Genomic DNA, 24714 nt, shown 5'->3' with positions numbered 1-24714 from the left:
AAATGCATGTTCCAATAAAATATTGATTTTTGAAATTGAAATTGCCCTTGTTCTTGAACTTTTCGTATTTTTAACACCTTAGAATCAACCAAATGACAGCCTCAAAACCACTTGTAATACTAAAAGAAACCATTTTAGCGGGCGAAAGCAAAACCATTAACATGGAAATTGCCAAGTTGCACACCATGAACAAATTGAAAATTCCCATTATTGTGGAACGTTCAAAACTTGATGGCCCAACGGTTTTATTTACCGCTTGTTTGCATGGCGATGAAATCAATGGAACTGAAATTGTGCGTCAGTTAATTGTTCAAAAAATCAACAAACCGAAACGCGGTACGATAATTTGTATTCCGATTATCAATATTTTCGGATTTGTCAATCAAACGCGTGAATTTCCAGATGGTCGCGATTTGAATCGAGTGTTTCCTGGTAGTAAAACGGGTTCATTAGCGAGTCGTTTTGCCTATTATATCTTAAAAGATATTATTCCGCACGTGGATTATGCAATTGATTTTCATGCCGGTGGTGCGAGCCGTTTTAATGCTCCACAAATTAGAATTGTGCCTGAAAATCCAGAATTAAAGGAACTTTCGGATGTTTTCAATGCGCCTTTTACGTTGTATTCGAAGAATATTTCGGGTTCGTTTCGAAATTCTTGCGATAGATTAGGCGTTAAAATGTTGTTGTTTGAAGGTGGAAAATCATTGGATTTAAATCTTCAAGTTACTGAAGAAGCGGTGGAAGGAACTAAACGATTTCTAAACCATTTAGAAATGCTAAATTCGAGAAAAAAAGCAACAAAAAAAGAAAGCAAATCTATTTACATCGAAAAATCGAGTTGGATTAGAGCAAAATATTCAGGCATGTTTCATGGTTTAACCGCGATTGGTAGTTTTGTTAAAAAAGGGGATTTATTAGCTACTATTTCTGATCCTTATGGGAAAATCGAACATAAAGTAAAAGCACCACATGAAGGTTATATAATCAATGTGAATGACGCACCCATTATTTATCAAGGCGATGCTATTTTTCACATTTCTACTCATTTAGAATAGGAAAGCTAACAATTATCATGTTTTTATTGGTTTTTCAACTGTAAATTCGCCAAAATTTTAGGTATGAACTTCTGGAAAAAATTAACACACGAAGAAAGAAAAGCCCGTATTGAAAAGGCTTTACACGATAATGTTAACTTCTCAAAAGACGCTTCTTTAGGTTATCCTGCGTCTAAATTAGATAGTCGCGTTTTTTATGATGATGCCCCTTTTTTGAAAGATGCACCAACGCTTCAAACCTATGTTGCCAATCCAAATAACATTGGTTGCCACACTTTTGGGACTTCTGAAAAAGCATTTTATGGTACACAAGAAATTGAGCGTGAGGTTTTAAACGTAATTGCAGTTGATATTTTCAAAGCCAAAGAAAACGAATTCGACGGTTACATCGCTCCTGGCGGAACTGAAGCGAACATTCAAGCGATTTGGGTTTTTAGAAATGAATTCATGCACAAATTCGATGCAAAATTAGACGAAATCGCCATTTTAGCTTCGGAAGACACGCATTATTCGATTCCAAAAGCTTCTAATTTATTGCAAATTGACTGGTTGAAAATTCCCGTTGGTTTTGAAAATCGTGAAATTGATACAGTTGCTTTGGACAATATCATTTCGGAAGCGAAAAATAAAGGTAAAAAATACTTCATCACCGTTTCGAATATGGGAACAACCATGTTTGGTTCGGTTGATAATCCTGAAGATTATATTTCTATTTTAGAGAAACACAACGTTACTTATCGTCTACATATTGACGGCGCTTATGGCGGATTTGTGTATCCGTTTAGCAATCAAAAATCGAATATCAACTTTATTAATCCAAAAATTAGTTCGATTACGATTGATGCGCACAAAATGTTACAAGCTCCTTATGGAACAGGTGTTTTTGTTTGCCGAAAAGGTTTAATCGAAAACGTATTAACCAAAGAAGCCGAATACGTAGAAGGAATGGATTTAACCCTTTGCGGAAGTCGTTCTGGTGCGAATGCGGTTGCGGTTTGGATGATTTTATTTACTTACGGCGCTTATGGTTGGTTTGAAAAAGTAAGTATTTTACAAATGCGCACCCAATTTTTATGTCACGAATTAGACAAACTAAATATCAAATATTTCCGCGAACCGTTTATGAATATCGTAACGATTCATGCCGAATCCATCCCAGAAAAAATTGCTGAAAAGTATGATTTGGTGCCGCAACAACACAACGAAAACAACAAATGGTACAAAATTGTGTTAATGGATCACGTAGAAGTAGAACATTTGACTAAATTTATTGAAGAACTAAAAAAGTTATAATAATTTCGGTATTTTTGAGTTTTTAGTAAAAACTATAACTCATGAAAAAACTTACAGCAATTCTATTTGTTGCATTGTCGTATTTGACATTTGCACAACCAACAGAGAATCAAATTAGAGTAGTTGGAAAACACTCTGAAACGATAAAAGCAACTCAAATAGAATTGATTTTTACGCTTCAAGAAGTAACAACGCTTACTTATAGCAAAGAAAAACAAGTTATTAAAACTATTCCTGAAGTGCTGGAAGAAGTTCAACAGTTTATTACGAAAAACAATTATTCTAAAGAAAAACTGAGTTTTCAATCTATTTCAGATAAGACTTTTGGTAATAATACCCGAAATTATAGTCTATCATTAAACAATATTGAAAAGGGAATTGAGTTAATCAACAACCTGAAAGTAAACGGAGTTACAGCGGTACAAATTAATTATGTGTTTGATAAATCAGAGGTATTAGCTCAAGAAATGTCATCAAAAGCGCTGGAAAATGCCAAATCAAAAGCTGAATTTTTAGCATCAAAATCCAATAAAAAAATTGGGAAACTTTTAATTATTGATGATAATACGCCAAATTGGGGTGTAACAGGTGGAACGCCCAATTATTTAGCAAACAATAACAAACAACCAGAACAAACTAATACGTACACTCTTTATGTAACGTATGAATTGTTAGATAAATAATAGATGTTGGATAAAAAATCGTTAAGACAAAAGGCAAAAGCTGAAAGGCAAAAGTTAACTCAAGAGGAAATCGAAGACAAAAGTTTGGCGATTGCGAACCAATTGTTGCGTATGGACATTTGGGATAAATTGTATTATCATTTGTTTTTAACGATTGAAGAGCAAAAAGAAATCAATACCGAATATATTCTTCAAATTTTAGCGGGAAAAGATAAAGAAATCGTCATTTCGAAGTGCGAGTTTGCTACTTTAGGAATGACGCATTTTTTATTAACGAATAATACCAAAATCAAAAAAAACAGTTACAACGTTCCAGAACCGGTTGATGGTTTAGAAGTTCCTGATGCAAAAATTGATGTGGTTTTTGTACCGCTTTTAGCTTATGATAAGCAAGGAAACCGCGTGGGTTACGGAAAAGGCTTCTACGATAACTTTTTAAGCAAATGTAAGCCCGAAACGATTAAAATTGGGTTATCGTTCTTCCCTCCTGAAGAAAAAATTAATGATGTTTCAGCAAATGATGTGAAATTGGATTTTTGTGTGACGCCTGAGGAGATTTATAAGTTTTAATTAAAGTGAAAATCGCATTTTAAAAAAGACTTGTCTTGGTCTTAATTGAAAGTTTGTTTCAGTATAGCTAAAGTCTGAAACAGCAATAGTTGTATAACTTTCTGTATTAAAAATATTATTTAATTGAAATTCAAAATCAATATTTTTCTTTTTCCAAGTATAACGATATAGAAAATCTAAAAATTCAGATTTAACGTTTGTTGTAAATGAATTATTAATTAAAAATTCAGACTTTAAAGCTAAATAATGATTTTCTTTAGGGTAAAAATTAAGATTAAAACTATGTAATTGATTAGCTATCAATTTATTTTCTGTTTCTTGGATTTTATTTTTTGAAAAAACAACGTTAGATTTTAACTCGACTTCGAATTTATCTGTTACTTCTGAATTTATTTTTAATTCAAATACTGAATTGTTGTTTGAAATTTCATTCAAATTATTGTTAACCAATTGAAAAAAAGTCGATTTTGAAAACGATGAATTTAAAGTGAAAGTTGATTTAATTTCTGAAATGTATTTACTTAATTTAAAATTTAAATTGTGGTTTTTTCTTTCATTATCAATTCTAAAAGTTTGAAGTTCTGATGCTCCAAACTGATTAATTGATATACTATACAAAATATTATTTTGAAGTATTGAATACGTGTAAAAAAACGAACCAAACCAAGATTTTACTGGATTTCTATAATTAATCCCGAAACTGAATCCATCGTTAATCATTTCGGGAAAAACGCTATTAAAACGCTGAATATTTCTATAACCAGTTAAAATGTAGCCATTATAAAGTTGATTAACATTGCCAAATTGATAGCTACGGTTATAATTGGCACTAATTTTCCAAAAAGATGTAATTTCATTAGAAATTGAAATGCGAGGTTCAAATACAAATCTATTTTTATTTTCTTTATAATCTTGAAAATTATTCCACGCAAAATTGTAGTAATTTATAGGCAAATTAACATCGAATCGCCAGCTTTCATTTTTATATTGAACTTGTGTTTGTGAATAAATTTTTGCTTTGTTCCAATTAAATTTATTCTGAAATTCAACATCATCTACTAGTATTAAGTTTGTAAATATTTGAGAATCTAAGTTTTCATTTTCATATAAAAACCCTACTCTTTGGTTTATTGAAAATTTCTTTAAAGCTTTAGTGAAACTTAATGCATTATTAGTAAAAAAAACCTTGTTTTCAACACTTTGATTTGTTTGTTCATAAGCGTTTCCATTGTTCAAAAAATCAGGAAATTGGCCCGGATTTATTATTATACTTTGTGGTGTTATATTTAGTGAAATATTTGAATGGAAAGTAACTAGCTGTTTGCCAAGTGTAAAAATGTTCTTGAAATTATTATTAAACGAAAAAAAATGATTCGTCAAACGTTGGTTTATTTGTATGCTGTTTTGATTTAAAAATCCCGTTTGTGAATCCCAAAACCCTTTAAATTGAAATTTGTTTTTTAAATAGTTCTTTTTTGAATTTCGTTCTAAAATAAGATTTGTTTCTAAATTATTTCCAAACAGTCTATTTTGCTTAGTTTCTGAAAGACGAATTGTATCTAAAGATGTGAAATATTGAGTTGTTGTGTTTCCGTTTTGTAAAAAATAATCATTAGAATAAGAAATGTTTGATTTAAGTTGGTATTCATTTTTTAATTTCTGTAAAAAATTCATAGAAATTAAATGAGAGCGATTGTCTAACCATCTTTTTTCTGAAAAATTTGGAGTACTTATCCCTTGAATAGAAAGCCAATCTTCTTTTTCATTATTATTATCAAAATTATCTATTAAATCTTCGAGTGTTAAAGTCTTTATTTGATCATTTATGTTGTTACCAATATTATTAGTTTGATAAGATGTGAGTATTTGCTTTGTCTTTGTAAAAAGTAAAGGAGTAATATTAGCTTCGTATAAAACAGGATTCATTCCAACACCTAATTCAGCTTGACCAGTAACAGAAACATTATTTTTAAGTTTAATATTTAAAGCTGCGTTTTCAGAAAAAACTAAACTGTCTAACACCTTTATTGGTTGATGATTTTCTAAAATTTGCACTTTTGAAACTTGGTTATATGGTAGGTTTTTATTTGCCAAGTTATATTTACCTTCAAGTAAGTCTAAGCCTTCAATATAATATTTATTAATAGGTTTACCTTGATATAAAATTTTTCCATCTGGTAAAACATCTATGCCAGGCATTTTTGCTATAATATCTGCAATTGTTCTGTCTTTCTCACTTGCAAAACTGGCTACATTATAACTTAAAGTATCGCCTTTTTTTCGTATCGAACTCTCTTTTACTATTACTTCTTTTAATTTTGTAACAGAGGGAGTAAGAGTATAGTTTTTTGTTTGAGTTTCATTGGTAACTATTTCAATTACAGATTCGTAATTAAATGCTTTAATTTGGAGTTTAACTTCTTTAAGAGTAGTTGTAAATTTCAGATTGTAATTTCCCTCAAAATCAGATATTGAATAAGACAAAATAGTATCATCAGTACCATATAAAACAACAGTTACATCTGAAACGGGACTTTTTTCATTATCAAATATTTGACCTCGAATTGTGTTTTGTGCAAAAGAGATTGTAGTAAACAATAGAAATAAAAATACTTTATAACTGATTGTTTTTTCTCTTTTCATGATAATATTTACTTTGAATATCTATAAATTAAAATTTACTAATTCAATAGAATTCAATTATATTGTATAATAGTTCTGGTTTTTAAAACTAATTAACATCAAACAAAAACTTAGCATCTAAATATTGTTTAATTTTTTTGTTCATCAATTTTTTAGTTTGTTCATCAGCAGCCATAGTTTGCACTTCTTTCATTGTTCCTTCAATTGTTTTATAAAAATTCTCTTTTTTCGTTTCAATTACTTTTTTTCCTTTTTCTAATTCTGGAAATAAATTAGATTCATTTTTAATTCCTTTAACTGTAATTACATAAGAACTATCTTCGTTTTGAATTTTTAATATCAAACCCGGCAAACCATTAAAAACAAAAGGACCATTATTTATAGGTATTTCAGTTGAAAACCAAGCATAATATTTTTTTCCTTCATATACTGTTTCTGCCTTCTGAACTTTATAGCCTAAAATTTCTTCAGAACTATTACTGATAATTTGCCAATTTAATTGCGGTAAACTACTTTTATACTGAACGATTTTTAATCCACTATTAATTTGGTAAATGTAGTCGTTACTTTTTTTCCAAATAAAATAATTTATCAAATTCTTTTTGTCATTGTTTAATATATAAGATTGAAATCCTTGAAGGTCTTTATTTATTAAATAATATCTTTTTACTGAATCGTTTTTAATCTTATTTTGACTGGTATATACAGACTCATTCTGATTTAAAAGCAAAACCATTTCTTCATTAATATGATTATTTTCAGAAACTTTCACATTCAAATCGTAACTGATTTTTTGAGTATATTTCTCTTGAGAAAAACAAAAAAGACAATTAATAACAACTAAAAAACCTATTATTTTATTCATTTTACACACAATTTTAAAAATAATTATTCTTTTAAAAGACCAATTACATATAAATAACTGGTCTTTATATTTAAATTAATCAAGGAAAGAAAGTAATTCCACAAAACAATACATCAACGGCAGCCACTAATTCAAAAATAGCATCTGTTGACATATCATCTTCAATTTCAAATACCAAAACCGTGCCACAAGAAGTGCCAACAATTAAAGGCATCTCTCTCATTAATTGATTATCAAGATTTATACTAACTGAATTTTCTGTTTTTGATGTTTCAAAATTACTTGTTGAAGCAAAAGTAAAACTTCCTACTAGCATAAAAACTAGTGATAAAAATAAATTTTTCATAATTTATAAATTTTTAAGATTAAAAAATGTTTTCTCGAGAATTTTGTACCTCACAAATTTTAACATCTTTAAAAAAAATTCCTAAAACCTATTGTACTTAATTATACCAATATGGTATAATTATTTTATTTTTCTTTACTTTCCTTTTATAAAAAATTGTCGTATAATTGCAGAACCCCCTTAAACGCTTTAAATTTAGAAAGAAATTGAACAATTTTTTTTTATAATTATTATGGTAAAAGAAGCGGTAAAATTGATTAGAAAAATGAGAATTGAGAAAAACTATTCTCAAGAATATGTAGCCTCAAAACTGAATATTTCTCAAAGTTATTATGGAAGAATAGAAAACGGCAAAACAAGCCTTAATTTAAAAACATTAAAAGAAATATTAATTGTTTTTGAAATTGACTATTGTGTGTTTTTCTCAAAAATAAAAGAATCAGAAAACTAGTGATTTTAATTATTTTGCCAAAATATGACTTTCTCCAAAAGCTCTTTTGTTAAATACAATCAAAATCCCAACACCAGTTGAAATCGCTACATCGGCCACGTTGAAAATAGCGTTGAAGAAAGTGAAGTGTTTGCCGCCCCAGATTGGCAGCCAAGAAGGTAAGTTTCCTTCCCACATTGGAAAATAGAACATATCTACTACTTCACCGTGAAACCAAGTACCATAAGGTTGGTCTGAAAAAGCGGTTGCTACTTGATGATAGCTATCATTAAAAATGACACCGTAAAAAACAGAATCGATAATATTACCTAAAGCGCCTGTAAAAATCAAAGCAATTGCTACGATTAAATAATTAGAAGCATGCTTTCTCACTGAATCCCATAACCACCAAGCGATTCCACCTACCGCTACGATACGGAATAAGGTTAAGATTAATTTTCCATGTTCGCCAGGAATTTCAGCGCCCCAAGCCATGCCTTCATTCTCTATAAAATGAATTTGAAACCATTCTAAACCCATTACTTTTATGGATTCTCCAATAAAAAAATGTGTCTTGATATAGATTTTTGAAATCTGATCAATTAATAAAATAGCAATGATTAATAAATAGGCTTTCTTTAACGACATGTTCAATTTTTTTGCAAAAATAGTGGAATTTATCAAATAAAAAACGCCCCAAACGGAGCGTTAGTATAATTTTGTAAAAAGATTAACGTTGCAAGTTTTTTGCTTCGATACTCATAGTAGCATGAGGAACGATTTTTAATCTTTCTTTACTTATTAATTTGCCAGTAACTTTACAAATACCATAGGTTTTGTTCTCGATACGAATCAAGGCATTTTTTAAATCTCTAATGAATTTTTCTTGACGAATAGCTAATTGCGAATTGGCTTCTTTACTCATGGTTTCACTGCCTTCTTCAAATGCTTTAAACGTTGGTGATGTATCATCAGTTCCGTTGTTTAAGTCATTCATATAAGCACTCTTAATAAGCTCTAAATCGTTTTTAGCTTTTTCTAATTTCGCTTGAATTAACGCTTTGAATTCAGCCAAATCAGCGTCTGAATATCTAATTTGCTCCTCTACCATAATTTCAATATTTTTTTATAGTTATACGTTGATTAAAAGCTTTTGGCTTTTATTTTGAAATTAATATGCTTGTTTTAATATCATCAAACTCAATTTCCGTACCATTTTCAAGGGTTGGAACAAAAATTAATGATTCGGTTAGTGTTTCTGACTTAATATACGATTCATTAGCTAAAACGGCCTCCTCAACTTGCGGATTTTTTTCCATTTTAACGGTAATCTTGTCAGTCACTTCAAAACCAGAATCTTTTCTTATATTTTGGATTCTGTTAATCAATTCTCTCGCAATCCCTTCTTTTCTTAATTCATCGGAAATTGTAATGTCTAACGCTACTGTAATTCCGTTTGAATTGGCTACTAACCAACCTGGGATATCTTGCGATGAAATTTCAACATCATCTTGTGATAAAGTTATACTTTTTCCTGCAATATCCATAACTAACTCACCATCACGCTCTAATTTGGCAATTTGTTCTTGTTCAAAATTTTGTATCTCTTTGGAAATCAATCCCATATCCTTACCAAAACGTGGTCCTAATGTTTTAAAATTAGGCTTAATTTGCTTCACTAAAACACCCGAAGCATCGTCTAACAACTCCACTTCTTTCACGTTTACTTCCGCTTTAATTAGGTCAGAAACTGCCTCAATTTCAGCACGCTGATTGTCGTCAAGTACAGGAATCATAACCCTTTGCAACGGTTGGCGCACTTTAATCATTTCCTTCTTACGAAGTGATAAAACTAGTGAAGAAACCGTTTGTGCCTTCATCATTTTGCTTTCTAATGATTTATCAACAAAGTTTTCAACCATTTTTGGAAACTCGGCCAAATGTACGCTTTCAAACGACTCAGAACCTGTAGCTTGTGTTAAATCTCTGTAAAGTTTGTCCATAAAGAACGGAGCAATAGGTGCCGAAAGCTTCGCAACCGTTACCAAACAAGTATATAACGTTTGATAAGCCGCAATTTTATCTTGTGCATAATCGCCTTTCCAGAATCTTCTTCTACACAAACGAACGTACCAGTTACTCAAGTTTTCTTGTACGAAATCAGAAATAGCACGAGCCGCCCTTGTTGGTTCGTAATCCGCATACGCTTCATCCACTAATTGAATTAACGTATGTAATTCCGATAAAATCCAACGGTCGATTTCGGGTCTTTCGTTTAATGGAACTTCGGCTTCGTTGTATTTGAAACCATCGATATTCGCATATAAAGCAAAGAACGAATACGTATTATATAACGTTCCAAAGAATTTTCTTCGTACCTCAGCAACACCTTCAATATCAAATTTTAAGTTGTCCCAAGGATTTGCATTCGAAATCATGTACCAACGTGTAGCATCTGGACCGTATTCAGCCAAAGTGGTGAATGGGTCAACAGCATTTCCTAAACGTTTCGACATTTTTTGTCCGTTTTTGTCTAAAACTAATCCGTTTGAAACTACGTTTTTATAAGCAACTTTATCAAAAACTAAGGTTCCGATAGCGTGTAACGTATAGAACCAACCACGAGTTTGGTCAACACCTTCTGCGATAAAATCGGCTGGAAATGCTTTATTTTCGTCGATTAACTCTTTGTTCTCAAATGGATAATGCCATTGTGCATAAGGCATCGCACCTGAATCGAACCAAACGTCAATTAAATCCGTTTCACGTTTCATTGGTTTTCCTAATGGAGAAACTAAAACAATGTTATCCACTACGTTTTTATGTAAATCCACTAAATCGTAGTTAGCTTCGCTCATGTCACCAATTTTGAATCCTTTGTATGGATTTTCAGTTTGGAAACCTGCTGCGATTGATTTTTCAATTTCGTTATACAATTCTTCAACTGAACCTACCAACATTTCCTCGGTTCCGTCTTCGCTTCTCCAAATTGGTAAAGGAATTCCCCAATATCTTGAACGTGATAAATTCCAATCATTTGCATTTTTCAACCAATTTCCGAAACGACCTTCTCCTGTAGCTTTTGGTTTCCAGTTGATGGTTTCGTTTAAGTCAAACATTCTATCTTTAATTTCGGTTACTTTGATGAACCAAGAGTCTAATGGATAGTATAAAATCGGTTTGTCCGTTCTCCAACAATGTGGGTAACTGTGGACGTATTTTTCAACCTTAAAGGCTTTGTTTTCTTCTTTTAATTGGATAGCAATTTCTACGTCAGCTGAGCGTTCTGGCGCTTCTCCGTCGTTGTAATATTCGTTTTTAACGTATTTCCCAGAATAATCACCTAAACCTTGGATGAATCTTCCTTGTAAGTCTACCAATGGCACAGGATTTCCGTTTTCGTCTAAGACTAACATTGGTGGTACTTCTGGAGTTGCTTCTTTAGCAACTTTAGCATCATCAGCTCCAAATGTTGGTGCTGTATGTACAATTCCAGTTCCATCTTCCGTTGTTACGAAATCACCAGAAATTACTCTAAATGCATTTTCTGGATTTTGATATGGTAACGCTAATGGTAGTAATTGTTCGTAACGAATTCCAACTAAATCAGCACCTTTTGCTTCGGCTAAAATTTGGTATGGAATCTTTTTATCTTCTGATTTGTAATTTGCAAAATCAGCATCTGATTCCGCAACAAAATACTTTCCGCCGAATTGTTTTCCAACTAAATTCTTAGCTAAAACTACATTTACCGCTTCAAAAGTATATTGATTGAACGTTTTTACTAAAACATAATCGATTTTTGGTCCAACTGTCAACGCTGTGTTTGATGGCAACGTCCAAGGAGTTGTCGTCCAAGCTAAGAAATGAACCGTTCCAAAACCTTGCAAGAAACTTGGTAACGTTTGGTCTTTTGCTTTGAATTGGGCAACAATCGTAGTATCAGTAACATCGCGATACGAACCTGGTTGATTCACTTCGTGAGAAGATAATCCAGTTCCCGCTTTTGGCGAATACGGTTGGATTGTGTAGCCTTTGTATAGTAAATCTTTGTTGTAAATTTGTTTTAGCAACCACCACACGGTTTCCATGTATTTGGATTTGTATGTCACATACGGATCTTCCATGTCTACCCAATACCCCATTTTTTCGGTCAAGTCATTCCAAACATCTGTATAACGCATAACGGTTCTTTTACACGCTTCGTTGTATTCGGTAACCGAAATGGTTTTTCCGATATCTTCTTTAGTGATACCTAATTCTTTTTCGGTACCTAATTCTACAGGTAATCCGTGCGTATCCCAGCCCGCTTTACGCTTAACTTGGTAGCCTTTTTGAGTTTTATAACGACAAAAAATATCTTTAATTGCACGCGCCATTACGTGGTGAATTCCAGGCAAACCATTTGCAGATGGTGGCCCTTCAAAAAACACGTAAGGTGAAGCTCCTTCGCGAGAAGTTACCGATTGTTCAAAGATGTGGTTTTTTTTCCAAAAATCAAGAACTTCTGATGCTACTGTTGGCAAGTCAAGTCCTTTGTATTCAGTAAATTTTGTGCTCATTTTGTCGCTTTCTTAAATCAGTTTGCGAAAGTAATGATTTAAAGGTAAAAGGCAAAAGGTAAAAGGCAAAAGTTAAGACTTAGGAAAAAACTTCTTTTAAAACTTCTAACGATTTAGGTTTTTTGAAGCCTTCAAGATGTAAAGTATAGAAATCTAATAGGATTTTTAGCAAAATTTGGCGTTCTAATCCAGCGAAAGTTTTCTGATTGGAATCGAATTTTAGTTCGATTAATCGTTTGAATAATTGTGTTTCATGCGCTGAAACTGTATTCACGGATTGAAATGGCGTAAAAAAACCCTCTTTGACATCAAAGAAATCGAATTCCATTTCAGAAACATCAGGATAAAAACCTAAGAATTTGGTCATTTCCATCATCAAAATTAGATGAAAATTCGTGGCTTCTTCATGGGCATCCAACCAAAGTAATGCGGTTTCTAAAAAAGAAAAAAAGTTTTCATTTTTCTCTTCTTCATGAATACTGTTATGCAAAATTTCGGAAAGAAAAATTACAATAGTGCTTTTTACAATATCTGTATTTATCGAATGAAAACTGTGTGCTAATTTGATTTCTTTGAAGTGTTCAAGTGTGCCTTTATTTTTGTGATTCGCTTCGATTTCAATAATCGTTAACGGTTGAAAATAGGCAATTTTTTGATTCCCTTTTTTGTTAGAATAAGCGCTTGGAACGAAATAACTTTTCAAACCATCAGATTGCGTGAAACACTTTACAATCAAGCTTTTTTCTTGATATTTTAATGCCGAAATTACGATGGCTTTAGTTTTGACTAGCATTGGATTATCTAATAATCATCACTTTTTTTACGGTAGAATCCAACGCGTCTTCTGAAGCCACAAAAATCATATACACTCCTGATGCTACTTTGTGCTTTCCGAAAGCTTTGGTATCCCATTCAATAGTCCCTCCTGACGACGTAGTTTCGTAAACTAAATTTCCTTCTATGTCTGTGATTTTCACATTGGCTTTATCCGTTAATCCGCTAATTTTTACTGTTCCTACGAAATTTGGGCGCACTGGATTTGGATAGACAAAAACATCACTTAAACTATCACTTGGTTTAGTTGAAGTTCCTAAAAACGAAACCATTCCTTTGTCTGTTGCAAAAAACACTTCGCCTGAAACGCCATCAATTTCTATATCGTTGATGTTATCACTTGGTAGTGGCGAATTGTTTTTGGTAAATCGATAAATCGTTTCTTGACCATCTGAAGACACTAAGAAAACACCTCCATCAGCAATAGAAACCCATTTTCTGTTAGCACCATCTACAGCAATATCTAAAATCGTTTGTTGGTAAAACAACTCTTGTGCTAAATCGCCTTCTTGAATGATAATAGAATTAACGGTTAGTTCCGTTTCAGAAATAAAACGATCTACAGAAACGACTCTTAATCCTGCAAAGGTTCCAATCCATAATTGGTTTCTATTATCAACCGCAACACAACGCACATCATTATCCGCTAAGTTCCCATTTATTGAATTGACCACAATAAATTTATTGTTGTAATTTTCATTAAAGGCAATTAATCCATCATTCAATGTGGGAATCCATTTTGTTCTATTTTTATCAATAGCCATTGGCCCATATCTACCCGTTGAAGCCGTAGGAGCAACATCTGCTAAATTATAAGATTGCCATTGTCCATTTGAACGTAACACCTTTATTGCCTTATCAACAAAAGCATTTGTTAACCATAGATTTCCGTCTTTATCAAAGGCCGGGCTGTTTATACGAATATCGACATAACTTGGACTTCCCGGCACAACTAATGACTCTAAACCATTAGGTCCTGTGTTTGTGTTGTTAAAAAGCTCTATATTTTCATTTTCTATTTTCAGCAATCCTGAAAAATAAGAAGTGGCATATACTTGATTTGGATTGTTTGGATTAATAACAATGTCACTTATAGACTTAGCTTGAAACAAATCGTTATAAGGAATTAATTCCCAACCATTATCAGTTGAAAACTTACTAATTCCAAATTCATCTAAAGCATAAGGATTATAATCTCTTGAATAATCACCATAAACTGCCCATAAATAATTGGGTGCTTTTTTTACTCTAAAAATATAATTTCTAACCGGACCGCTAGGTGACATTGCTTCAAAAACACTAGGATTAGTTAGTGCAGCAGAAAAAAGTCCGTCTTTTTCAGTTCCAATATATAAAATACCATTTACTACTGTTGCGGCTTTAAAAATTGCATTGTAATTAGGGATTTGAGTAATGTGCGCAATTTGACTGTAGGCTTGATTTAAAACAAATACATGATTTTGAGTAGTAACAATTAATTCTGTCCCATTTGTTTTAATCTTAAGTCCGGCTTGCGTTTGATTTAAAACTTGCTGAAACGAAGTACCATTATAACGATACGTTTTTGCATCAGCATTCATGGCTACTAATTCATTATTAAAAGTTACAATTCCTCCCCAAAAGCCGGTATCAAAAGTTTGCCATTGGCTAAAATCATATAAATTAGGATTGGCTAAATCTCCTTTTCTAATACCAAAACTTCTAGTAACCGCATAAATTTGATTGTTTAAAACGGTGGTTTGTAGTACTTCTGTTTCTTCACCAGATGTACCAATGAAATAAGTAATAATAAATTCGGAAGTTGCAACATCCATTACAGAAATTCCATAGTCTGTAGCAATATATAACTTTCCTTCGTGCTCATAAAAATCATTGATTTTCTTTTTATTTGGAGGCACTGGAACTTCGTTAATAATATCCACTTTAGTAGAAACGGATCCGTCGGAATTAATGATTAACAATAATCCATTAGTGTTACCAGCAAAAGTTTTATTAGCAGTTTGCGAATGATGAATGGTGGTAATTGATTCTGGCTTTAATCCATTTATAGAATTAAAAATTTTTAAATCGCTAGATGTAATTGCTTTTGAGAAAACTGCGTTTTGAGTTGCTGCAAAAACAGCATCTGAAGCTGATTCCACATCAACTATTTCATTATATGAAAAATAACCTTTCCACAACTGATTACTTTGTTGTGCAAAAAAAGATTGAGAAATAATAAATAAAAAAATGTAAATCGCTTTTTTCATTTCAAGTATTTAATACAAATATACTACAAACGTATTAATTTTAATTTTGATATGTTTTACAAAAGAAAAAAGCTCTTTTAGTTTCCTAAAAGAGCTTTTCATATTATTTAAAGCCTGTTATTATACTACACCTTGAGCTAACATAGCATCAGCTACTTTAACGAAACCAGCAATATTGGCTCCTTTAACATAGTTTACATAACCATCAGCTTCTGTACCGTATTTTTTACACTGTCCGTGAATACCTGTCATGATGTCTTTTAAACGAGCATCAACTTCTTCACTTGTCCAGTTTAAACGAATAGAGTTTTGCGTCATTTCTAAACCTGACGCTGCAACACCACCTGCATTAGCTGCTTTTCCTGGAGCAAATAATACTTTTGCATCTAAGAATTGTTTAATAGCGTCTAAAGTACATGGCATATTTGCTGCTTCAGTTACACACATAACTCCATTAGCAATTAATTTTTTAGCATCTTCTTCATTCAATTCATTTTGAGTTGCACATGGAATAGCTATATCCACTTTTGCTTCCCATGGACTTTTTCCTTTATGAAAAACAGCGCTTGGGAATTTTTCAGCAAAACTTTCTGCTCTATTATTTCCACTAGCTCTCATTTCTAACATGTACTCGATTTTCTCTCCAGAAATTCCATCAGCATCATAAATGTAACCATCAGGTCCAGAAATAGTAACTAATTTTCCTCCTAATTCATTTACTTTTAAAGCAACACCCCAAGCTACGTTTCCGAAACCTGAAATAGCGACAGTTTTTCCTTCGATTGATTCTCCTTTAGTCTTAAGCATTTGTTGAGTAAAGTAAACAACTCCATAACCTGTAGCTTCAGGGCGAATTAAAGAACCTCCGTAAGCTAACCCTTTTCCAGTTAAAACTCCAGTAAATTCATTTCTAATTCTTTTGTATTGACCAAACATGTAACCAATTTCTCTTGCTCCAACACCAATATCTCCAGCAGGAACGTCTAAGTCTGGACCAATATGACGACATAATTCAGTCATAAATGATTGACAAAAACGCATTACTTCTGCATCAGATTTTCCTTGTGGATCGAAATCAGAACCTCCTTTACCACCTCCCATTGGAAGTGTAGTTAAGCTATTTTTAAATACTTGTTCAAAAGCTAAAAACTTAAGTACAGATAAATTTACTGTTGGATGAAAACGAAGACCTCCTTTATAAGGTCCAATTGCAGAATTCATTTGAATACGGAATCCTCTATTCACTTGAATTTCTCCTTTATCATCCACCCATGGCACTCTAAAAATAACTGAACGCTCTGGCTCAGCCATTCTTAAAAGTACATTTTTTCCATCATACTTTTTTTCGTTTGCAATAAAAGGCATTACTGTTTCAGCAAATTCTCTAACTGCTTGTAAAAATTCTGGCTCGTTTGGATTTTTGGCTTCAATAAGAGCCATAAAATCATTAATTTTTTGTTCCATTATTCTATAAAACTTGTAGATAAACTAATTCGTTAAATATGTGTTTTTTTTCTCAAATTACGAATTTCGCAAAATTTAAGTCGACAAATATACATTTTAAAAATTACTTAGTATATTTTTAAGAAAAATTTATAATGCTTGCGATGTGTTTTTATTTGATAACATACTTATATATATTTTTATACAAGAAAAACATTCTTTTTTTTTTGAAGTGAAGTTAGTTTTTATATATTTGTCCGATAATGGAAAAATTTTAGCGATGACTAAAAAAATTAAATACCTACTAATATTGCTTTTGGGAGCGAATTTTTCAATGAATGCACAATTTGGCTTCTCTCATGAAGTTGGAGCTTTTATTGGAGGAGTTGCTTTTCAATCTGATTTTGGCGTAAGACATGATTTTAAAACTAATGCAGGAAACACAGGGATTGGTGTTGGATTAGTACACTATATGAATTTTGCTTATCGTGCAGAATGTAACTGTTACACTCCAGAAACTTATTTCAACGACCACTTTAAAGTTCGTTCTGAGTTATCTTACAACAGTACAAAATTAGAACATTTTGGTGAATTTGCAGACAAACAAACTCTAGCTGGCGCTCAACTTCGAGCAATGAAAGGAGAAGCGAAAGTTACAGATGTGGGTATGCAATTAGAATACTTTCCATTAAGTATTCGTGAGTTCACCGCAACTGATGGATCTTGGGCACCATTTATTGGTCTTGGAGCACATTACTCATTTTTTGACAACAATACGTATTCAACATTACCAGGAGGATTAGGAAATCCAAACAATGTTTATCCTAGATATTTACCAGATGGTTTTTCTTCTGAAGGAGGAAGTACTTGGTCTGTTGTTTCTTCCGTAGGTACACGTTATAAACTTACTGAACTTTCAGATTTATTCTTCGAATTAAGATGGCAATACTATTTTTCTGACTGGGTAGACGGTTTAAATAAAAACCCAGACCTTTGGAAAGAAAATAAATCTAACGATTGGAACTTGTGGTTTCACTTCGGATACATTTATTATTTAGATTAATAAAAGTACAATATAAAAAAATCCCGATTCTCACGAATCGGGATTTTTTGTTTTCCGTTACTTCTACTATTTAAAAGCTTGTTCTAAATCAGTTAATAAATCTTCGATATCTTCAATTCCTACACTCAAACGAACTAAGTCATCTGAAATACCCACTTCTTTTCTTTTATCTTCTGGAATAGATGCGTGCGTCATTAAAGCTGGATGATTCGCTAATGACTCTACTCCTCCTAATGATTCTGCTAAAGTGAAAACTTTTAAATTTTCTAAGAATTTAATCGCATCTTCTTTTTTACCTGATTTAAAAGTAAACGTTACCATTCCTCCAAAACCACTCATTTGCTTTTTAGCAATTTCATGAAATGGATGCGAAGCTAATCCCGGATAATACACTCTTTCCACTAAAGGATGATTATCTAAATATGCCGCTACTTTTTCGCCGTTTTCACAATGACGTTGCACACGCAAATGCAATGTTTTGATTCCTCTTAAAACTAAGAAAGAATCCATTGGCCCTAAAGTTGCTCCCGTTGCGAATTGTTTGAAATGTAATTCTTCGCCTAATGCTTTATCTTTGATAATTAAAGCGCCCGCTATTACATCTGAGTGACCTCCTAAATATTTGGTTGCCGAATGCATTACAATATCTGCACCTAAATCTAATGGTTTTTGCAAATAAGGCGTTGCAAAAGTATTATCAACTGCAAACAAAATATTATGTTTTTTGGTGATTTGAGCAATCGCTGCAATATCAGCTAATTTCATTAATGGATTTGTTGGTGTTTCCACCCAAACCAATTTCGTGTTTTCATTGATTAACGATTGGAATTTTTCCAAATCATTCATATCCACAAAATGAAATTTGATCCCACTATCTTTATATAATCTTGTGAACAATCTATAAGTTCCGCCGTACAAATCGTCCATAGCGATGATTTCGTCACCTGCTTTAAACATACGCAACAAACAATCGGTTGCTGCTAATCCCGAAGAAAAAGCTAAACCTCTTGCTCCGTTTTCGATACTTGCTAAAGCATCTTCTAAAGCCGTTCTCGTTGGGTTTGCTGCTCTACTGTATTCATAATCACCAATTGGTTTCCCTGGACTTGATTGTACATAAGTCGAAGTTTGAAATACCGGTGGCATTACGGCTCCCGTTACTTTTTCATGATGTTGCCCACCATGTATCGTTTTTGTATTGAATTTCATTTTTTAAAAATTTTTACAAAGGTAAATAAAAGTTGGTTGATGCTACTTTTCGAATCGTTAACAATTCGCTAAATATGCTTTTTAATCGACATCATTATTCCTAAATGAATGCCTTCGTGATAATTATTGAACTCCATCGCTTCTTTCCAAGTTCCTAAATGAAATCCTGTTTTGGTTTGATACGGATGAAATTCTTTGAAAACACCGGATTTAAAATCGGATTTGGTTTTTTCAACCATTTCAGATAATAATTGTTTGATTTCATCTACTTCAGCTTGCGTAGTTTTCCCATCTGGTCGCGAACCGTTTTGATATTTCTCAAATAGTGAATCCGGAATGTGCATTGGTAAACCTGACAAAGCGTAAACCAATTTCTGTTGAGAAACAATAACGTGACCAATGTTCCAAATCAAATTATTGCTCATTCCTGCTGGAATTGTATTCAATTGTTCCAACGAATAATTATCTAAGAAATTCTTGTATAATCCGCGGCTAGTTTCCCAAATTCTAAAAGTTGCGTCCATGTCTAATTTTTTTTATAAAATTACTGATTTTTAGAATTCAAAAGGCTGTATTTTTGCATCAGAAATTGAAAAACAATAAAATGAACAAAATATACTATTTGGCTTCGTGTGATACGTGCCGAAAAATCATCAAATCACTTCCAAATTCTGATAAATTAACGTTTATCGATATTCGTCAAAATCCAATTTCGGAAAGTGATTTAGAAGAAATGTACCAACTTTCGGGAAGTTACGAAGCACTTTTCAGCAAAAAAGCGCAATTGTATAAATCATTAGGTTTAAAAGATAAAAATCTAACGGAAGCCGATTTCAAAAAATACCTTTTAGAACATTACACGTTTTTGAGTCGCCCAGTTTTTATTATCGATGGGAAGATTTACATTGGAAATAGTCCAAAAAACATTCACGAAGTAATTACCGTTTTAAGCTAATGTCAAAAAGAAGTTGGGCACTAGTTGCCGCTACCTTAGTTTCCATCATTTACGGTGTAACTTTTACGATTGCCAAAGACGTAATGCCAAAATATGTCGACGCATTTGGGTTTATCGTGATGCGTGTTGGTGGTTCGGTTTTATTATTTTGGTTGATTTCTTTTTTTGGACCCAAAGAAAAAATCGCTAAAGAAGATTTTCCTCGAATTATTGCCGCTGCGTTCTTCGGAGTTGCTTTTAACATGCTGACTTTTTTCAAAGGATTGAGTTATACATCGCCTATTATGGGAGCCGTTTTAATGGTAACAACTCCTATGATTGTCCTAGTTTTATCCGCTTTCATCATGAAAGAACGCATGGAAAACCGAAAAGTGTTAGGAATCATTTTAGGCTTAGCCGGAACGATAACTTTAATTCTCTACGGAAAATCATTGGTAAACGCTACAAACGCATCTTTAGGAAATTTATTAGTTTTTGTAAATGCCGTTTCTTACGGATTTTACCTCATCATCGTGAAGAAATTAATGGATAAATACAACGCCTTCACCTTCGTGAAATGGATTTATACTTTTGGTTTTTTGATGGTATTGCCTTTTGGTTGGGGCGAATTTCAAGCTATAGATTTTGCTAATTTACCAACAGATATCATCTGGAAAATTGGTTTTGTAGTCGTGTTTTCAACCTTCTTAACCTATTTGCTAAATTTAGTTTCCATGCGCGAATTAAAACCAACAACCGTAGCGGTTTTCATCTATTTACAGCCACTTTTCGCTACTATTTTCGCCGTGAGTTTAGGAAAAGACGATTTAAGTTTAGTGAAATTGATTTCAGCTATGTTGATATTTGTCGGAGTTTATTTGGTAACGCAGAAAAAAGTGACTAGTGACAAGTAATTAGTAACTAGCTTTTTTTGAAAAAACTAATCACTATTCACTCTTCACTAATTACTAAGAACTTTTCTTATCTTTGAAGACATTTTTATAACGTATGATACACTCCATGACGGGTTTTGGGAAAGCATCTTTGCAATTACCAACCAAAAAAATTACCGTAGAAATCAAATCGCTAAACAGTAAAGGTTTAGACTTAAATACACGAATGCCATCGGTTTTTCGTGAAATGGAATTGGGTTTACGCAATCAAATTTCGCAACGTTTAGAGCGCGGAAAGGTTGATTTTTCATTATATGTAGAAGTAACTGGCGAAGAAACGACTTCAAAAATTAATGTACCAATTGTAAAAGGTTATATTAACCAAATGAAAGCCGTAATTCCAAATGCTGACGAAACGGAATTAATGAAAATGGCGGTTCGTATGCCTGATGCATTAAAAACCGAACGCGATGAAATCGATGAAAACGAATGGAAACAAATCCAAACCGTGATTGATGAAGCGTTGGAAAATATCGCAAATTTCAGAAAAGACGAAGGCGCTTCTTTGGAAAAAGAATTCCAATTGCGCATTTCAAACATCAATAATTTAATGAACGAAGCGGTTTCTTACGATGCCGAACGCGTGGAAACCGTAAAAACACGTTTAAGAACTGCTTTAGATGAATTAAAAGTCAATGTAGATGAAAATCGTTTCGAGCAAGAATTGATTTTCTATTTAGAAAAATATGATATTACCGAAGAAAAAGTGCGTTTGGGCAACCATTTGAACTATTTCTTAGAAACACTAAACGGAACAGAAGCCAACGGAAGAAAATTAGGTTTCATCACACAAGAAATGGGAAGAGAAATCAACACCATGGGTTCAAAATCAAACCATTCCGAAATGCAAAAATTGGTGGTAATGATGAAAGATGAATTGGAAAAGATTAAAGAACAGGTATTGAACGTTTTGTAATCGGATTGAAATGGGGATTATTTTATTGTTTTATTTTATTGTCCTTTTTGTAATTATAGGATTATCCATTTTGCAAATTTTCAAATTGAGAAAAGAAATCAATTTTAATAAAACAATATTTTACAGCATTTTAGCATCAATACTTTTTTTATTCATTACTAATTTAACATATGCAAATTCAAAGGAAGTTTATGCTTTCGGACCTTTTTTTCTGATTCCATTTATCACAATAGTTATTCCTTTTAGTTTGGGAGCTATTCTAAATGTTATTAAAAAAGAAAAATTAAAAATTATTTCTAATTCATTAATAATTAGTATTTTAATTTCAATTATTGTAATGATAATTTTTAATGAATATTTAGATGTAATAGAAAGGTTTAACTTGAAAATTTATTATTAAACACACAACATAATGATCAAAGGAAAATTATTAGTATTCTCTGCGCCATCAGGTTCAGGAAAAACCACTATAGTAAGACATTTATTAGCCCAACCCGATTTGAATTTAGAATTTTCGATTTCGTGTACTACGCGTGCGCCTCGGGGCGAAGAGGTTGATGGAAAAGATTATTATTTCATCTCTTGGGACGAATTCAAAAAGCACATTAAAGCGGAAGATTTCGTAGAATGGGAAGAAGTGTATACCGATAATTTCTACGGCACTTTAAAAACCGAAGTAGAACGCATCTGGGCTTTAGGAAAACACGTAATTTTTGACATTGATGTAGCAGGTGGATTGCGTATTAAAAGCAAATTTCCAAACGAAACCTTAGCTGTTTTCGTAAAACCACCAAGCGTTGACGAATTAAAACGTCGCCTAAAACAACGTTCCACTGAAAGTGAAGACAAAATCAACATGCGTATCGCTAAAGCATCAGTAGAATTAGCAACTGCTCCTCAATTTGACACCATCATCAAAAATTATGATTTGGATGTGGCAAAAGAAGACGCATACAAATTGGTAAAGGATTTTATAAATAAAGAGTAATTAGTAAAAAGTGATTAGTAATTAGCTAAAAATGAATGAAATAAAATCATACAAAGATTTATTAATCTGGAAAAAAGGAATTACAATTGTAAAATTAGTTTATCAACTTGTAAAAACTTTTCCACAAGAAGAAATGTATGCGCTTTCAAGTCAATTAAAAAGAGCTACTGTTTCAATTCCTTCAAATATTGCTGAAGGTTATGGTAGAAATACCGATAAATCATTTAGTCACTTTTTAGACATAGCAAGAGGTTCTTTATTTGAAATTGAAACACAATTAATTATTGCGAAAGAATTAGGCTTTATTACTAATTTGGAATTATTTCAAGAATTATTAAATCAAATTGAAGAAGAGTCAAAAATGATTAACGCTTTTTCCAAAACACTTAAAGCTATTCACTAATCACTCTTTACTAATCACTAAAAAGATGAAAATCGGATTGTATTTCGGAACGTTTAACCCCATTCACATTGGGCATTTAATTATTGCCAATCACATGGCGGAGCATTCTGATTTGGATCAAATTTGGATGGTGGTTACACCGCATAATCCACATAAAAAGAAAAGCACTTTATTAGATGATTACCATCGTTTGCACATGGTGCATTTGGCAACGGAAGATTACCCAAAAATTCAACCTTCGGATATCGAATTCAAATTACCGCAACCGAATTTTACGGTAAATACCTTAGCGCATTTACAAGAAAAATTTCCAAAACATGAGTTTTCCTTAATCATGGGCGAAGACAATTTGAACTCACTCCACAAGTGGAAAAACTACGAAGTCATTTTGCAAAACCACAATATTTATGTCTATCCACGACTAAATTCTGGTGAAAATGATGAGCAATTTGTCAATCATTCTAAAATTCACCGAGTTGGAGCGCCTGTAATTGAATTATCTTCTACCTTCATTCGCGAAAGCATTAAAAACGGTAAAAATGTGATTCCAATGTTGCCGAATAAAGTTTGGGAATACGTGGAACATAATTTGTTTTTTAAGAAGTAATGAATTTTAAAGCTAAAATTTATATCAAAGATAAATCTTTACCATTTTATAAAAGATGGGATAATTCTGAACAACTACAATGGATTTCAATATCATTTGCATTAATATTTTTACTTATTTTATCAAACGCAGAAAATAATATTGAAAGCACATTTGAAAGTATTCTAAAAAATATAATTTATGTCTGTTTAGGATTATTTATAATCTCAGTTATTATGAGATTTGGTGAATATGAAAAATTAAATGGAAAACTTGAAGGAGAAATTTCTTTTGAAAAAGATGGAATAAAAATTAATAATCAACTCTTTGAATTTAATCAAATCAATGATTTTAATATAGAATTTTCAGATAAATATGGTAACCGAACAGGAAAATCAAATGGCGCCTTTTTATCACAAGGTTTAAAAAACAGTATTTCTTTTTATTATAATGATAAATTAATTTTAACATATTTTCAATTGTATTCATCTGAACAAATCGAAGCAATTAAAAAAGATCTGTTTTTTATAATTACTAGTGAACTTATCATTTTCAAAAAACAATATCTAAATCTTGTAGACAAGAAACATAAAAGCACGACTGATTATCTGTTTTTTATAGAAAAAATGAAAAAAGAAAGCAAACTATCTTAACATTCCTTTACCATTCGTTCCCAATCCCATTGC

General features: G+C 32.1%; 25 protein-coding genes. 14 read left to right on the top strand and 11 right to left on the bottom strand.

The window, feature by feature from the left end:
* Positions 1-92 precede the first annotated feature (92 nt).
* The 4 genes from BP92_RS0105600 (at position 93) to BP92_RS0105585 (ending at position 3604) form a co-directional block, all read left to right on the top strand.
* Entirely contained in the window at positions 93-1058 is a 966-nt protein-coding gene (locus BP92_RS0105600; protein ID WP_026725158.1) for a succinylglutamate desuccinylase/aspartoacylase family protein, read from the top strand.
* 63 nt (positions 1059-1121) lie between these two features.
* A complete protein-coding gene (locus tag BP92_RS0105595; RefSeq protein WP_026725157.1) occupies positions 1122-2351 on the top strand; it encodes an aminotransferase class I/II-fold pyridoxal phosphate-dependent enzyme in 1230 nt (409 codons plus the stop codon).
* Positions 2352-2392: 41 nt separating this feature from the next.
* Entirely contained in the window at positions 2393-3034 is a 642-nt protein-coding gene (locus BP92_RS0105590; RefSeq protein WP_026725156.1) for an SIMPL domain-containing protein, read from the top strand.
* Between the two features lie 6 nt (positions 3035-3040).
* The gene (locus BP92_RS0105585) at positions 3041-3604 is read left to right on the top strand and encodes a 5-formyltetrahydrofolate cyclo-ligase (RefSeq protein WP_026725155.1); all 564 of its coding nucleotides are present in this window, start codon (positions 3041-3043) and stop codon (positions 3602-3604) included.
* On the opposite strand, the gene BP92_RS0105580 is transcribed toward BP92_RS0105585, so the two are convergent.
* From BP92_RS0105580 to BP92_RS0105570, 3 genes are all read right to left on the bottom strand, one after another.
* A complete protein-coding gene (locus tag BP92_RS0105580) occupies positions 3605-6247 on the bottom strand; it encodes a TonB-dependent receptor (RefSeq protein WP_026725154.1) in 2643 nt (880 codons plus the stop codon).
* 88 nt (positions 6248-6335) lie between these two features.
* Complete coding sequence (locus tag BP92_RS16690; protein ID WP_026725153.1) at positions 6336-7112, bottom strand: GLPGLI family protein; 777 nt, start codon at positions 7110-7112, stop codon at positions 6336-6338.
* 79 nt (positions 7113-7191) lie between these two features.
* Complete coding sequence (locus BP92_RS0105570; RefSeq protein WP_026725152.1) at positions 7192-7458, bottom strand: hypothetical protein; 267 nt, start codon at positions 7456-7458, stop codon at positions 7192-7194.
* Positions 7459-7690: 232 nt separating this feature from the next.
* Between BP92_RS0105570 and BP92_RS15840 the strand changes: the two genes are divergently transcribed.
* Positions 7691-7909, top strand: coding sequence for a helix-turn-helix domain-containing protein (locus BP92_RS15840; protein ID WP_035692962.1), 219 nt, complete (start codon positions 7691-7693; stop codon positions 7907-7909).
* Between the two features lie 9 nt (positions 7910-7918).
* Here BP92_RS15840 and BP92_RS0105560 read toward each other — a convergent pair whose 3' ends face one another.
* From BP92_RS0105560 to gdhA, 6 genes are all read right to left on the bottom strand, one after another.
* The gene (locus tag BP92_RS0105560; RefSeq protein WP_026725151.1) at positions 7919-8536 is read right to left on the bottom strand and encodes a lipoprotein signal peptidase; all 618 of its coding nucleotides are present in this window, start codon (positions 8534-8536) and stop codon (positions 7919-7921) included.
* An 82-nt stretch (positions 8537-8618) separates the two neighbouring features.
* Positions 8619-8999 carry a TraR/DksA family transcriptional regulator gene (locus BP92_RS0105555; RefSeq protein WP_026725150.1) on the bottom strand — a complete coding sequence of 127 codons (381 nt, stop codon included), beginning with the start codon at positions 8997-8999 and terminating at the stop codon, positions 8619-8621.
* Between the two features lie 49 nt (positions 9000-9048).
* Positions 9049-12450, bottom strand: coding sequence for an isoleucine--tRNA ligase (gene ileS, locus BP92_RS0105550; RefSeq protein ID WP_026725149.1), 3402 nt, complete (start codon positions 12448-12450; stop codon positions 9049-9051).
* Between the two features lie 79 nt (positions 12451-12529).
* Positions 12530-13243 (bottom strand): DNA repair protein RecO, encoded by a 714-nt coding sequence (gene recO / locus BP92_RS0105545; protein ID WP_026725148.1) that lies wholly within the window; start codon positions 13241-13243, stop codon positions 12530-12532.
* A 4-nt stretch (positions 13244-13247) separates the two neighbouring features.
* Positions 13248-15533, bottom strand: a complete 2286-nt coding sequence (gene porZ / locus BP92_RS0105540) for a type IX secretion system anionic LPS delivery protein PorZ (protein ID WP_026725147.1) — start codon at positions 15531-15533, stop codon at positions 13248-13250.
* A gap of 120 nt (positions 15534-15653) precedes the next feature.
* The gene (gene gdhA / locus BP92_RS0105535) at positions 15654-16997 is read right to left on the bottom strand and encodes an NADP-specific glutamate dehydrogenase (RefSeq protein WP_026725146.1); all 1344 of its coding nucleotides are present in this window, start codon (positions 16995-16997) and stop codon (positions 15654-15656) included.
* A gap of 259 nt (positions 16998-17256) precedes the next feature.
* On the opposite strand from gdhA, the gene BP92_RS0105530 reads away from it, so the two are divergent.
* Positions 17257-18039, top strand: coding sequence for a THC0290_0291 family protein (locus BP92_RS0105530; RefSeq protein WP_026725145.1), 783 nt, complete (start codon positions 17257-17259; stop codon positions 18037-18039).
* Between the two features lie 66 nt (positions 18040-18105).
* Here BP92_RS0105530 and BP92_RS0105525 read toward each other — a convergent pair whose 3' ends face one another.
* A complete protein-coding gene (locus BP92_RS0105525; protein ID WP_026725144.1) occupies positions 18106-19248 on the bottom strand; it encodes a cystathionine gamma-synthase in 1143 nt (380 codons plus the stop codon).
* A 68-nt stretch (positions 19249-19316) separates the two neighbouring features.
* On the bottom strand, positions 19317-19772 hold the full coding sequence (locus BP92_RS0105520; protein WP_026725143.1) for a DinB family protein: 456 nt from the start codon (positions 19770-19772) through the stop codon (positions 19317-19319).
* An 80-nt stretch (positions 19773-19852) separates the two neighbouring features.
* Between BP92_RS0105520 and BP92_RS0105515 the strand changes: the two genes are divergently transcribed.
* From BP92_RS0105515 to BP92_RS0105480, 8 genes are all read left to right on the top strand, one after another.
* Positions 19853-20203 (top strand): arsenate reductase family protein, encoded by a 351-nt coding sequence (locus BP92_RS0105515; RefSeq protein WP_026725142.1) that lies wholly within the window; start codon positions 19853-19855, stop codon positions 20201-20203.
* The gene (locus tag BP92_RS0105510; protein ID WP_026725141.1) at positions 20203-21096 is read left to right on the top strand and encodes a DMT family transporter; all 894 of its coding nucleotides are present in this window, start codon (positions 20203-20205) and stop codon (positions 21094-21096) included. The genes BP92_RS0105515 and BP92_RS0105510 overlap by 1 nt, the downstream gene beginning before the upstream one ends.
* 94 nt (positions 21097-21190) lie before the next feature.
* Positions 21191-22051 (top strand): YicC/YloC family endoribonuclease, encoded by an 861-nt coding sequence (locus BP92_RS0105505; RefSeq protein WP_035692959.1) that lies wholly within the window; start codon positions 21191-21193, stop codon positions 22049-22051.
* A gap of 85 nt (positions 22052-22136) precedes the next feature.
* Positions 22137-22451 carry a hypothetical protein gene (locus BP92_RS0105500; RefSeq protein WP_150111872.1) on the top strand — a complete coding sequence of 105 codons (315 nt, stop codon included), beginning with the start codon at positions 22137-22139 and terminating at the stop codon, positions 22449-22451.
* A gap of 12 nt (positions 22452-22463) precedes the next feature.
* On the top strand, positions 22464-23039 hold the full coding sequence (gmk, locus tag BP92_RS0105495) for a guanylate kinase (RefSeq protein ID WP_026725138.1): 576 nt from the start codon (positions 22464-22466) through the stop codon (positions 23037-23039).
* 31 nt (positions 23040-23070) lie between these two features.
* Positions 23071-23442: a four helix bundle protein gene (locus tag BP92_RS0105490; RefSeq protein ID WP_035692958.1), complete on the top strand. Its 372-nt coding sequence runs from the start codon at positions 23071-23073 to the stop codon at positions 23440-23442.
* A gap of 25 nt (positions 23443-23467) precedes the next feature.
* Positions 23468-24049 carry a nicotinate (nicotinamide) nucleotide adenylyltransferase gene (gene nadD, locus BP92_RS0105485; RefSeq protein WP_026725136.1) on the top strand — a complete coding sequence of 194 codons (582 nt, stop codon included), beginning with the start codon at positions 23468-23470 and terminating at the stop codon, positions 24047-24049.
* A complete protein-coding gene (locus BP92_RS0105480) occupies positions 24049-24681 on the top strand; it encodes a hypothetical protein (RefSeq protein WP_026725135.1) in 633 nt (210 codons plus the stop codon). The genes nadD and BP92_RS0105480 overlap by 1 nt, the downstream gene beginning before the upstream one ends.
* Positions 24682-24714 lie beyond the last annotated feature (33 nt).

The organism is Flavobacterium sasangense DSM 21067, assembly GCF_000686885.1.
GTDB lineage: Bacteria > Bacteroidota > Bacteroidia > Flavobacteriales > Flavobacteriaceae > Flavobacterium > Flavobacterium sasangense.
This window is presented reverse-complemented; position numbering and strand designations above follow the sequence as displayed.